Genomic DNA, 13,290 nt, shown 5'->3' with positions numbered 1-13,290 from the left:
CTTAGACTCCTCTCTTGTAGTGATACAGTCTCGATAGGGATCCGGTTACATCCGAAAGAAAGCCGGAGACGATCAGGATGATGAACATCACCTGCGAGGGCCGATCCATAACTAGGGAACCCATAGCCAGAAGAAAACCAAGGACAAAGACGGCGAATGAATTTCGAAAAGCCAACAAGTCGATACGCTTATCCAGTTCATCCGCGAATGAAGGCTCCTTCTCCCCTGTCGTCATTCGGAAGAAGATGTTAAAAATAATGCTGATAACGATATGCGCCGCAATGGAGACCAATGTCAGAACGAGGACGAAGGACCCCCAGTAGTGGAAAATTACCTTGGAATCCACTCCCCCTTCAGGATACTGCGGATACCTGTACAAGCTATAAGCTGCAAAAATAAGTATGGAACTGATCAACGATACGATGCTCTTCTTTTCCTGATAGCTCATATCCCAACACCGCCTCCATCAAAGTCAAACCTGCTAAACATAATGTATAATAAACTTTACATTAAGTCAACTTTATTATACAAATTAATTCGCGTAGGCGGTCGATCTCAAGGACGTGGGATAGGCCGAGAAACGAAGCAGGTACATCTATTGCACCATCAGATTGGATATGCACAACGGCCATGATCAGCAATTGCACACCCTGACGGAGATTGCGCATTTACAATTGTAAGGGCTTACTTTACATTCAGACTGTACTCGGCCGAGTAACGACTCAAGGGAGGCAGGGAACCCGCTATTGGACACGTAATGAACAATGCCGCCCGTACCCTGGGCAGAGGCATGCTGCGCAGCTGGCAGCTGTATGTATTGCTGGTCCCGGCACTAGCCTACCTGTTTCTGTTCAGGTACGTGCCAATGTATGGGGCGCAAATTGCATTCAAGGATTTCAACATCGCCAAAGGCATCATCGACAGCCCCTGGGCAGGATTGAAGCATTTCGACAGGTTCTTTCATGCGTACGACTTCTGGAGAATCATCAAGAATACGTTATTCCTGAGCGTCTATCATCTGGCAGCCAGCTTTCCGATTCCCATTCTGCTTGCGCTCAGCTTGAATTACGTTAGGAACATGCGCTTTAAGAAAACCGTTCAGATGGTAACCTATGCGCCCTACTTTATCTCGCTTGTCGTGCTGGTCAGCATCATCATGCAATTCCTCGCGCCCAGAACGGGGCCGATCAACAATCTGCTCACATTCACGGGGATGAGCGAGATTAATTTTATGGGCAAACCGGAATTGTTCAGTTCGATTTATGTCTGGTCCGACGTATGGCAGAATGCCGGATTTGCCTGCATCATCTATTTGGCGGCGTTATCGGGCGTCGATCCGGCCTGGCATGAATCGGCGGTCATCGACGGCGCTTCGATCGCCAGAAGGGTTTGGCATATCGACCTGCCGACCCTTATGCCGATTGCGATCATTCTGCTTATTCTGAACATCGGCAACATGTTCGATCTCGGCTTCGAGAAGGTGTTGCTCATGCAGAACCCGCTTAACTTGCGCTCGTCCGAGATTATCGACACTTATGTGTACAAGCTTGGTCTTACCGCGCAATTGCCCAATTACTCTTATGCCGCAGCGATTGGACTATTCAAGAACATCGTGGCCTTTATCCTGATCGTCGGCGTTAACCAGACCGCCCGGAAACTGGGCAGAACGAGCTTATGGTAAGGGGCTGGGCGTTATGATCCATACGAACCGAATAGGCGCGGCCAGAAGCGACAAGTGGCTGTATGCCGTCAATTACACATTCTTGACCGTTGTTCTTATTATTGTTCTCTACCCTCTGATCTATATTGTCAGTTCGTCCTTCAGCTCGATTGAAGCTGTCGTGTCGGGAAGGGTATGGCTGTGGCCGGTTGAATTTTCTCTTGAGGGCTACGCGGCCGTGTTCAAGCATCACCTCCTGCTCAACTCTCTTAAGAATTCGCTATACTATATGGCGGTAGGCACGGCGATCAATATCGTCATCACCGTAACGTCGGCCTACGCCCTGTCGCGCAAAGACTTGTTCGGCCGGAATTTCTTCATGATGATCTTCGTGTTCACGATGTTCTTCAACGGCGGCCTGATCCCTACCTATATTCTTGTGCAAAAACTGGGCATTCTGAATACGCCGTGGGCGATCTGGCTGCCGCTGGCGCTCATTATCTGGAACATGATCATCGCGCGCACCTATTTTCAGACAACCCTTCCGCAGGAGCTGCTGGAGGCCGCGCAAATCGACGGCTGCAATGACTTTCTGTTTCTGCGCAAGGTGGTGATCCCGCTATCGGGTCCCATCATCGCGGTCATCGCACTGTTTTACGGCGTCATGCACTGGAACCAGTACTTCAACGCCATGATCTATCTTCGCGATCCGCAATTGTTTCCGCTGCAGCTGGTGCTGCGCGAAATTCTCATTCTGAGCCAGATGGAATTCGACATGGTCGCCGACGCCGATGCAGTGGCTGCGGTTGTCGGTCTTGGCGAGCTGCTGAAGTATTCGCTGATCGTCGTATCGGCCCTGCCGCTCTTGATCGTCTATCCGTTCGTCCAGAAATTTTTTGTGAAAGGCATCATGATCGGCGCGCTCAAAGGTTGACACTACTAATCAAAGAGGGGTTCCATGCATGCGAAAACTGGCATATGCCTTAATTGCCGTCTTAGTCGTCCTGACCGCCTGCAGCTCAAGTAACAACGGCGCTTCGCCGACAGCGACGTCCGACACCGCCGCGCCGTCGTCCTCCCCGGCTTCACCCGCCGTACCGTCGGGGTCGGCCGCAAACGCCAGCGGGCTGGATTCGGCTGCGGGCCAATTCCCGCTGACGGAGCAGAAAGAGACCATCACGATTCTTGCCGTACAGGATCCTCTCATCACCGATCTGGTGGACAACGAGTTCACCCGTTATTACGAGAATTTAACCAACGTGCATATCGAATGGGAGGTCGTACAGCCGAACAGCAAGGCCGAACGGCTTAATCTTGCGCTCGCCAGCGGCGACTATCCGGACGTGCTGCTTAACTTCGGCGTATCGACAAGCCAACAGATGGTGTACGGCAGTCAGGGCACATTTTTGTCGCTGAACGACCTGATTGCGAAGTACGGCTTGGAAACGCAAAAGATATTCGACACCTATCCGGAAGTCAAGCAAGCGATTACCGCTCCGGGGGGCAACATCTATGCGCTTCCGACCATTGATCGCAATCCGCACGTCATGATGTTCTACAAGATGTGGATGTATACGCCGTGGCTGGAAAAGCTCGGATTGTCCGTACCCCAGACGACCGAGGAATTCTACCGGATGCTCAAGGCGTTCAAGGAGCAGGATCCTAACGGCAACGGGATCGCCGACGAAATTCCGCTGACCGCCTCCTACGCCGGACCCGGAGCGGTACCGCTCGAGGAATTTCTGATGAATGCTTTCATTCTCCATCGACCGGACTATCTGATCTTTGACGAATCCGGCAGCATCGATGTGAACTTCAACAAGCCGGAATGGAAGGAAGGGTTGAAATACCTGAACCGTCTTTATTCCGAAGGGCTGATTCCGGCGGAGACGTTCGTCCAGAACAATCAACAGATGAAAGAACGGGTAGAGAACCCCGGGGACGTCATCGTCGGCGCGGTGCGCGCCAACACGCTGGCGCAGTTTATATCGCTGAATCATGAACGGGCATCGGAATACAAAACGGTACCGCCGCTCGAAGGGCCTTCCGGCTATCGTCAATTTCCGTATGACTATTACAATCACATCGGCGGCAACTTTATCATCACCGACAAGGCCGGCAACCCGGACCTGATCTATCGCTGGATCGACGGGCTGCTCAGTCCGGAAATGACGCAGCTCGCCAATATCGGCTTGGAGGGCGTCGGCTGGGAGAAGGCTTCTCCCGATATGAAAGGGTTGTCCGGAAAGCCGGCGGTATGGAACCGGCTGATCCAGGGCGGTCAGCAGACGAACGCACACTGGGGTCAGACGATTATCCGCCACTTCTCCAGGGAGATGTTCGAAGGACTTGCGGCTACGGAAACCCAGCAGCCGTACATTCTGTACAACGAGACAAAAAATAACTACGAGCCGTACAAGGCGCCGATCGAAGAGATGGTTCCGGTCATGTTTTTTAATGAAGCTCAGGCGTTCGAATATGCCGATCTGAACAAAACGATCACCGATTACGTGAAGGAAATGCTCGTTCGCTTTACGATCGGAGAAGTTTCGATTGACGAGGGCTGGGATAAATACCTTGCCACGCTCGACTCCATGAACCTTGATCGTTACCTGCAAATTCATAACGAGGCCTATCGGGCGCAATACGGATCGTAAATTGGCAAGCGAGAAGGTGAAAGCGGTGCGTCCGCCCAACATTTTGTGGATTTGCACGGATCAGCAGCGTTTTGATACAACGGGATGCTACGGGAACCGCTTCGTACGGACGCCGCATATCGATCGGCTGGCGGAGCAGGGAACGCTGTTCGAGAACGCCTTCTGTCAGTCTCCTGTATGCACCCCGAGCCGCGCAAGCTTCCTGACCGGAAGATACCCGAGAACGACCCGGTGCAGACAGAACGGCCAGAACCTTCCGGAGAATGAGCGGCTGGTTACCCGACTGCTCGCCGACGCCGGGTACCGTTGCGGACTGGCAGGCAAGCTGCACGTCTCCGCCTGCGACCCTTCCGTCGCGCCGGACGGCGAACCGCGCATGGACGACGGATACGAGACTTTCCACTGGTCGCACCATCCCGAAGACGATTGGCCGTCCAACGAGTATGCCCGCTGGCTTGAATCGTCCGGCTTCGTCCGGGAACCGCAATCGGCTCCGGAGAGCCCTTACGTCCGATGCGGTCCCGATGCGCCGTACAGCCAGACCGCCTGGTGCGCAGATATGGCGATCGGGTTTATCGAGAGCCGGGCGGGCGCCGACCGGCCTTGGCTGTGCTCCGTGAACATGTTCGATCCGCATCACCCGTTCGATCCGCCTGCCCGACACCTGCAGCGATACCTGGATAGGCTGGAGCTCATCCCGCTGCCGAACTTTGAGGCGGGAGAGCTGGACGCCAAGTCCTACTTTCAGCAGTACGATCACCATGGCGCCTATGGCGACAGCGGCAGCTACCCCTATTCGAAAATGTCGGATACCGATCACCGTCTCATTCGCGCCGCTTACTGGGCGATGGTCGAAGCGATCGACGAGCAGGTCGGCCGGATGATCGAGACGCTGGAACGGACAGGCGAGCGGGACAACACGATGGTCATCTTCATGTCCGATCACGGCGAGATGCTCGGCGATCACGGCATTTATTTGAAAGGCCCTCATTTCTACGAGCCGGCGGTGCACGTACCGCTCATCGTCTCGTATCCGGGCGTCTGGCCGCAAGGGCGGCGCTGCTCCGGTCTGGTCGAGCTGACGGATCTGGCGCCGACTTTGCTGGAAGCCGCCGGATTGCCGATTCATCCGGGCATGCAGGGTTCTTCGCTGCTGCCTCTCCTGCAAGGGACGGCGGCCGGACACCCGCATCGCGCCAGCGTCTATTGCGAGTTCTATAATGCGAACGCCAAGCAGGGCGGCGTCGGGGGATTCGCCACAATGGTCCGAACGGAGCGGTACAAGCTGGTACGTTATCATGGACGCGACGAGGGCGAGCTGTACGACCTGGCGGCCGACCCGGATGAGCGGAACAACCTGTGGAGCCGCTCCGACGCGGCCGATGTACGATCGGATTTACTGATCCTGCTGTCCGATCGGATGGCGGAGACGGTAGATCCGTTGCCGGAACGATTGTCTATGTGGTAAGGGAAGGGGCGACCGCATGAACAGGAAAAATATTGTCATCATCATGAGCGACGAACAGAAGCGCGATACGATCGGCAATTTCGCTTCATCGAAATCCGTCACGCCGCACCTTGACCGTCTTGCCGAAGAAAGCGTCGCCTTGCGGCATTGCTATACGCCGTATCCGCTCTGCTGTCCGGCACGGACGAGCCTGTGGACCGGCTTGCACGCGCACAATCATCACGTCACAGGCAACTGGCGCCGTATTCGGGACGATCTGCACGACAGCGGACTGGTCGCAAGCTTCCGGCAGGCGGGATACCATACGATCTACAACGGCAAGTGGCATGTGCCGGGAACGACGCCCGAGAGCTTCCATTTCGAGCACGTATCGGCGATTCCCGCCGTGCTGGAAGGGCGCGACCGCGGCCGATATATCGGGGAATACCGGGAATATGTGCGGAGTCTGGGGTATACGCTGCACGAGAACGACCTGGAAAACTTGACGCCATCCGATATCGCGCAGTTGAACCGGCCGGGCAAGGCGCCCTGCGGAACGGCGGAAATACCGCTCGAGCATAGCCTGGAAGCCTGGCAAACGGAACGATTTCTGCACGCCTTGGACAACCGGCCTGCGAACCAGCCGTTCCTCGCTGTCGTCTCGTACAACGCGCCCCATTTTCCGATGATCGTGCCCGCTCCCTACGACCGTCTGGTTCGGCCGGAGGACGTGAAGCTGCCGGATAATTTCCTCGCCGGTCTGGAGGGGAAACCGCGGGAAGTGCTTCAATCGAAGTATCTCAAGGAGCTATCCGGATTGAGCGAGTACGAATGGCGCCGATATATCGCGCATTACCTCGGTCTGTGCGCGCTTGTGGACAGCCAGGCCGGCGCTATCGTGGCATGGCTGCGGGAACGCCGGCTCTATGACGATACGATCCTTGTCTATCTGTCCGATCACGGAGATATGATGGGCGCGCACGGATTGATCAAGAAAGGCTTCCCGCTGCATTATGAGGAAGCGCTGAACGTGCCGTTGATTATAGCCAATGCCGGAGGCAGAGCGGGATCGGTCCCGGACGCGCTCGTGTCGTTGCTCGACGTGATGCCTACGCTGGCCGCATTAACGGGCGTAGAGCTCGAGCAAGCGATAGACGGACGCTCGTTTGCCGGAATTCTGGACGAACGGGCACAGACGCAGCATCGCGAATGCGTGCTGGCGGAGACGTTCCGGCTCGGGCCGGACGAGAGCGCCGTGGAAGGCGGCGAAGTCAGGGCGCCCGACACGTTCGACCCGGAGACGGACAGCGTCAACCTGTCGATTCGTACCGATCGCCTGAAATATATTTTTCGCTATCGGGATATAGAAGAGCTGTACGATCTCCAACGGGATCCGGGTGAGAACTCCAATGTAGCAGGTGCGCCGGAATATGCAGACGAGCTGGCGGCCATGCGGTCGATGCTGATCGATGAGCTGACTCCTTCCGCCGCATTCCTTGCGACGCTGGTCAAGAACAGCCTATATGCCGGATGACACAGCCAACGAAGAGGAGCGAAGGCCGCTTGAAGAAGCCTCATATTCTGTTGATTACCGCGGATGAATTGCGCAAGGATTCGCTCGGGTGCTACGGGAACCGTACGGTGAAGACAGCCCATCTGGACCGGCTGGCCGCCGAAGCGCTTCAGTTCGAGAGCGCTTATTCGGCCAGCCCGTGGTGTCTGCCTTCCCGCTGCGCGATATTGACGGGACAGCTGCCGCACAACTCCGGCGCTTACAGCAATTTCCGCCGCTGCGAGCTGGCGGCCGGCATTCCCAACCTGTTTACGGAGCTGAAGCGGACCGGCTACAGGACCAGCGTACACGGCAAGTGTCATTTCGCCCCGGTTCCTTACGAGACAACCAGGCCGGATGCGACGCAGCCCTATGAAGCATTTCGCAATTATTACCTGTCGTTAGGCATCGATTGGCTGGATTTGCAGGACGACAAGCAGGTATCGGTCTGGTTCCGCGACGATTATGCCGAGGAACTGGATCGGGCCGGTTATCTGGCGGCGTATCGGGAACGGGTATGGGACGACAGTCTGGCCAAGGTATTCCCTTTTCCCGCGCCGGACGAGTGGCACCCGGATCGGTGGGTCGGACGCAAGGCTGCCGAATACATCGACGGGTATAACGAGGAAGAACCGCTGTTTTGCTGGGTGTCTTTCAGCGGACCGCATTATCCGTTCGATCCGCCGGAATCGTACATGGATCGCGTCGATATGTCGCTCGATCCGCCGCGCGCCGTCAAGGAAGAAGAGTTCGCCGATCCTTCGCGCATTCACCATCGCAGCTATTACGGCAACGGACGGGGCATTGCCGACGGCTGTTATACGGCCCCGGATTATGCCCAAATGCATTACTCCGAACCGTACTGGCACTCGCTGCGGAAGAGCTATTACGCCAATGTGGCGCTGCTTGACGACGAGATCGGCGCGATTGTCGATTGCTCGCGCCGCAGGTGGGGAGACGATATCCTGATTATTTTCACCGCCGACCATGGCGAGATGCTCGGCAACCACGGCATCTGGGGGAAAGGCGACTGCGGATACGAGGACGTGCTCAATGTGCCGCTGCTTGTACAGTATCCGGGGGATAAGCGGCATCGGCGCGTGACGGAGCAGGTACAGCTGACCGATTTGATGCCGACCTGCTTGCAGGCAGCCGGCGCCGATTCGTCCGGACTCGCGCTCGACGGCGCGGATCTGCATGCGGTAATTGCGCATGGCGGGCACCCCTACGTCTTCAGCGAAGGCGAAGGCTTCATTACGGTCAGCGACGGCAGGATGAAGTACATCCAAGTTCGCAAGCAAGGACGGGAACACGGCGAGCTGTTCGACAGGCTTCACGATCCGCTGGAGTTCGAAAATGTCATTGATCGGCCTGAGTATGCCGCTGCGCTCGCGGAGCTGCGCCTGGCGATCAACAATCTGTTTATGCACAAATTGCTCGGGTAGGAGTTGAAATCGATTTGCAACCGCTTGAAGGCAAAATAGTTATCGACAGCTGCAATGTGATCGGCCGTATCGACGACCGCATCTACGGAGGATTCGTCGAGCATATGGGCCGCTGCGTGTACGGGGGGATATATGAGCCCGATCATCCTCTGGCCAACGGCTCCGGATTCCGGGTCGATGTGCTGTCGTATGTTCAACAGCTCCAGATCCCCCTCATTCGTTACCCCGGCGGCAACTTCGTATCCGGGTTTCGTTGGGAAGACAGCGTGGGCCGACCGGAGGATCGTCCGGTGCGCATCGACCTGGCCTGGAAGAGCATTGAGCCGAATCGGGTCGGCCTCCATGAGTTTACGCAATGGGCGGGCGAAGCGGGAAGCCGGGTGATGATGGCAGTCAACCTCGGTACGCGCGGCGCGGCAGAGGCTGCCGACCTGCTGGAATACTGCAACGTTCCCGGCGGTACGCAGCTGAGCGAGCTGCGCAAGTCGCACGGACAACACGAACCGTATCACTACAAGGTGTGGTGTCTGGGCAACGAAATGGACGGTCCATGGCAAATCTGCAACAAGACGGCGGCCGAATACGGCCTGCTGGCAAGAGAAACGGGCAAAGCGATGAAGCGGCTTGATCCGTCGATCGAGCTGGTGGCGTGCGGCAGCTCCGGCAGCTATTTGCCGACTTACCCGGAATGGGACGCCACGGTGCTGGATCTGGCTTACGCGCACACCGACTATTTATCCGTTCACGCGTACATCAACGACAAGAACAGCGACCTGCCCAACTATTTGGCCCAATCGCTCCAGTTCGAAGCGTATATCCAGTCGCTTGTGTCGGTGTGCGATTATATCAAAGCGAAGCATCGCTCGCGTAAAACGATGTATTTGTCCGTGGACGAATGGAACGTCGAGCCTTTTAACTGGCTGAACAATGACGGAGTCGATCAGCCTGTCGTCGGACCGGCGCTGTGCGAAGGCAATTTCTCGCTGGCGGACGCGGTCGTTTTCGGCACGATGATCATCGCGTTGTTGAAGAAGAGCGACAGGGTCAAGATTGCTTGTCTGGCGCAGCTGGTCAACGTTTTCGGTCCGATTATGACGGAGAAGCGCGGTATCGCCTGGCGGCAGACGACCTATTACCCGTTCCTGCACGCCTCGCTGTATGGCAGAGGCACAGCCGTCCACGTCCACGTATCTTCGCCGAAGGTGGACACGACGGATTTTACCGATGTGCCGCTGGTGGAATCTGTGGCTGTCGCGCACGATGATGGCGGATTGACCGTCTTTGCCGTCAATCGCAGCGTCGATCGCGCGCTTGAATTGGAATTGGATCTGCGCGGGTACGCGCCGTTTACGTCACTCCGCCGGATCGAGCTGACCGGTCAGCAGCCGGATACGTACAACGCGGCCTCGTCGCCGGATGCCGTCATCCCCCGCGAACAAACGACCGGCCTGCAATCCGATTTGTCGCCGACTGTGCGGCTGGCGCCGCTGTCCTGGAATGTGATTCGATTCACGTGAAGCATCAGTAAGGTTGGGCCATACTCGGTGGAACAAAATACGCATGCATAAAATGGAGGGCTTCTCACATGAAGAAAGTATCCGTTTTGATATCGGGCATTCTGGCAATGGTGCTTATGTATCCGTTATTCTTGTTTCCGCAAACGGCTTCCGCAGACAACATTTCGGCTGTCATCGATTTTGATACGGAGCAGGAAAGCACGTATGAACGCGGATTCCGCGGCTTAAACAACCCGCTGCAAAAAGGGGCAATATCGTTCCTCGACGACGACTTCATCGAGGCGCTCAAAGACGCCAATACGGGTTGGTCGCGATACGGCAGCGGCACGGTCGTCGGAGATTACAATTGGAAGCTTGGAGAACCGGATGACGAGTATATCGCCCAATATCGGCTGTCCAGCCACATGTATGAGTTCGTCGACTATCGTCGGTATGTGATCGCCAAGGGGAAGGAGCATTTCAAAGACTTTTACGAATCGGCGCGGTTGACCGGAACCAAAATTATTGTGACGGTCAATACGTTCACCGAGACGCCCAAAGCCGTGGGCGATTTGGCGAAATACGTCAAAGACAATCACATCGATGTGGAATATTGGCAATTGGGGAACGAGCCTTACTTCTTGAATTATATCGGCGATGCGGGCGTAAGGCCCAAATTTTATAACGGTGCGAACGACTACCTGAATAAAGCCAAAGCCTTCAACGATGAAATCAAACAGAACCTGCCAGACGCCAAAACGCTGATCTATTACGCTCCCAATCCTGAGCATGCCACAAACGCGACAATCAAAAATTACCCAGCGCCCTTCTGGGACGGTATCTCCTTCCACCAGTACCGGGGCAATGGAAGCACGGTGGCGGAAGCTGTGGTGAATACCAATCAGGCATTGGCCGAATGGGAGGACCGTATTGCAGAATACGAACGGCAAAGCTGGAATGGCGTGCCGATGGTCATTCCGGAATACGGCGTCTCGACCGGAGGCATGCTGGAGGGCACATTGTATCATGGCATTTTCATTGCAGAGTCCGTCCTGCAAGCCACCAAATATTCGAACATCAAGTTTATGGGCGGATTCCGAGCCTACGGCGGGCTGGTCACTCCCGGAAATCCGCGATTCGACGAGGCCGAAGACGCCTTCCAGGACGGACAGTCGGTCGATACAACCGGCTGGGATTTCGACAGCTACAGTCTCGCGCCTGCACTCGCATTAAAGATTATCGACCACGCGATAAACAACGGCAATTCGCTGTGGGCCACGACAGTAACCGGCGGCGCAACCGTCAATACGGCAACCGGGACGCTTCCTGCTCTGTACGCGCAAGCCTACAAGGGAGATAACGGGATCAATTATGTCACTATCGTCAATAAATCCGACCAAGCCCATGACGTCGCCGTCCAGGAAGACGGCAATCCCGTGACGGCAAGCTTGACGAAAACCTACGTGACTTCAACGGATCCCGGAGCCCTCAATACGGACAGCGCCCGCAACACCGTGTCCATCCAGGTATCTTCGACATCCAATCCGGTGACCGTTCCGCCTTACAGCGTGATGCGCGTCGAATGGGACGCGGAACGCGCGCCGGAGGTGCTGCCGACTCGGCTAACGCACGCGCAGGTCACGGACAGCGGCGAAGTGACCCTGAAATGGTGGCCGCTGGAAGGGGTCTCGACCTATCGCATCCTGTATGGAACTTCGCCCGGGACCTATACGGATTCGATTGTCGTCAACAACGCATCGGAATACGCCATAGCGGGGCTTGCCAACGGATCGACCTACTACTTCGCCGTTTATCCCGAAACCTCCAGCAGCGTGTTGTCCAACGAAATGAGCGCGGACTTGACAGCGCCCGCCGCTCCGGTCATTGTCAAGGCTTACCCTAAGCGCAACGGGGAAATCGGCGTCGAATGGAAGACCGTACCGAAGGCGACAGGCTACAAGGTCAAGGTGGGCACCGCGCCTGGCGTCTATACTTCCTGGATCGATGTCGGCAATGTTGCGGGCCACAAGTTGACCGGGTTAACGAATGGCACGACGCATTATGTGGCGGTGTCCGCCTACAACGGCATCGGTGAAAGCGGCAATTCCGACGAATTGTCCGCCATTCCCAGATCCAATCTGCCTTACGCGCCCAATAATCTGCGCTTCCAGAAGGTCGACTCCAATTCCGTCAAGCTGACGTGGGATCCGTCTTACGTGGAGGTGATGTACGACGGGTTTGAAGACGGCAGCATGACGGATACGGTTAAAAACAACGTAAACGATCTGGATACCGTATGGTCCGTCGAGAACGGCACGTTCTCCATAGAAGATCATCCGACACGGGCCAACGCCAAGGTGCTGCAGTCTGGAGCGTCCGGTGAACATCTTGCCGTAAGCGGCAATTCCGGGTGGGTCAACTATGATATAGAAGCGAAGTTTGAATCGACCGACTGGAATCAGTTCGGCGGCGTAGTGGCCAGATACGATTCGGTCACCGACAGCTACTACCGTCTGATCGCCAGCGCATACGATTGTTCGGGCAATTACAGCAGCACCGACAAGTACATCAAGCTCCAAAAAGTAATCAACGGCAATCCCACGGGGTCGGATCTGATCTGCGAGCCGACTTCTCACAGCAAGATGAAACTCAGACTGCAGGTTTCCGGCTCCAAGCTCAGCGCCTTCCTGGACAACGTTATTGTCGGAGAAGCGACAGATAATGCGCTGAGTCAAGGGCAATACGGCGTCATCAGCAAAAACCAGACAACGCTGTTCGATCGGGTGGCGGTATACAAAACGAACACGCCGCAGGGCACCTATCATGTGTATCGCAGCACAGTGCCTTACCCGGGACCGGGAACGCTGGTGGCGACCGTAAATTCCGCGCCGTATTATGAATATACGGATACCGGCCTGACGCCGGGAACGCAATACTACTACAGGGTCTACGCGGAGAACGATCAAGGAATGAGCAATGATTACTCCAATATTGTGCCAGTCAAGCTGTAGCCCGCCTTAACGCAAGACGGCC

At 56.0% G+C, this 13,290-nt stretch carries 9 protein-coding genes; 8 read left to right on the top strand and 1 reads right to left on the bottom strand.

The features are described 5' to 3' along the window. Nucleotide 1 precedes the first annotated feature (1 nt). Nucleotides 2-448: a hypothetical protein gene (locus ACFFT4_RS31150; RefSeq protein ID WP_378053022.1), complete on the bottom strand. Its 447-nt coding sequence runs from the start codon at nucleotides 446-448 to the stop codon at nucleotides 2-4. Between the two features lie 309 nt (nucleotides 449-757). On the opposite strand from ACFFT4_RS31150, the gene ACFFT4_RS31145 reads away from it, so the two are divergent. From ACFFT4_RS31145 to ACFFT4_RS31110, 8 genes are all read left to right on the top strand, one after another. Then, on the top strand, nucleotides 758-1,681 hold the full coding sequence (locus ACFFT4_RS31145; RefSeq protein ID WP_378053021.1) for an ABC transporter permease: 924 nt from the start codon (nucleotides 758-760) through the stop codon (nucleotides 1,679-1,681). A gap of 13 nt (nucleotides 1,682-1,694) precedes the next feature. Beyond that, complete coding sequence (locus ACFFT4_RS31140; RefSeq protein ID WP_378053020.1) at nucleotides 1,695-2,594, top strand: carbohydrate ABC transporter permease; 900 nt, start codon at nucleotides 1,695-1,697, stop codon at nucleotides 2,592-2,594. Nucleotides 2,595-2,622: 28 nt separating this feature from the next. Next, on the top strand, nucleotides 2,623-4,317 hold the full coding sequence (locus ACFFT4_RS31135; RefSeq protein ID WP_378053019.1) for an extracellular solute-binding protein: 1,695 nt from the start codon (nucleotides 2,623-2,625) through the stop codon (nucleotides 4,315-4,317). 25 nt (nucleotides 4,318-4,342) lie between these two features. Next, nucleotides 4,343-5,785, top strand: coding sequence for a sulfatase family protein (locus ACFFT4_RS31130; protein WP_378053018.1), 1,443 nt, complete (start codon nucleotides 4,343-4,345; stop codon nucleotides 5,783-5,785). A gap of 16 nt (nucleotides 5,786-5,801) precedes the next feature. Further along, on the top strand, nucleotides 5,802-7,298 hold the full coding sequence (locus ACFFT4_RS31125; protein ID WP_378053017.1) for a sulfatase-like hydrolase/transferase: 1,497 nt from the start codon (nucleotides 5,802-5,804) through the stop codon (nucleotides 7,296-7,298). 29 nt (nucleotides 7,299-7,327) lie between these two features. Then, nucleotides 7,328-8,761, top strand: coding sequence for a sulfatase-like hydrolase/transferase (locus ACFFT4_RS31120; RefSeq protein ID WP_378053016.1), 1,434 nt, complete (start codon nucleotides 7,328-7,330; stop codon nucleotides 8,759-8,761). Nucleotides 8,762-8,775: 14 nt separating this feature from the next. Continuing rightward, on the top strand, nucleotides 8,776-10,278 hold the full coding sequence (gene arfA, locus ACFFT4_RS31115) for an arabinosylfuranosidase ArfA (RefSeq protein ID WP_378053015.1): 1,503 nt from the start codon (nucleotides 8,776-8,778) through the stop codon (nucleotides 10,276-10,278). Between the two features lie 68 nt (nucleotides 10,279-10,346). Further along, entirely contained in the window at nucleotides 10,347-13,268 is a 2,922-nt protein-coding gene (locus tag ACFFT4_RS31110) for a fibronectin type III domain-containing protein (protein ID WP_378053014.1), read from the top strand. Nucleotides 13,269-13,290 lie beyond the last annotated feature (22 nt).

This window comes from Cohnella cellulosilytica (assembly GCF_042431195.1).
Taxonomy (GTDB): Bacteria; Bacillota; Bacilli; order Paenibacillales; family Paenibacillaceae; genus Cohnella; species Cohnella cellulosilytica.
This window is presented reverse-complemented; position numbering and strand designations above follow the sequence as displayed.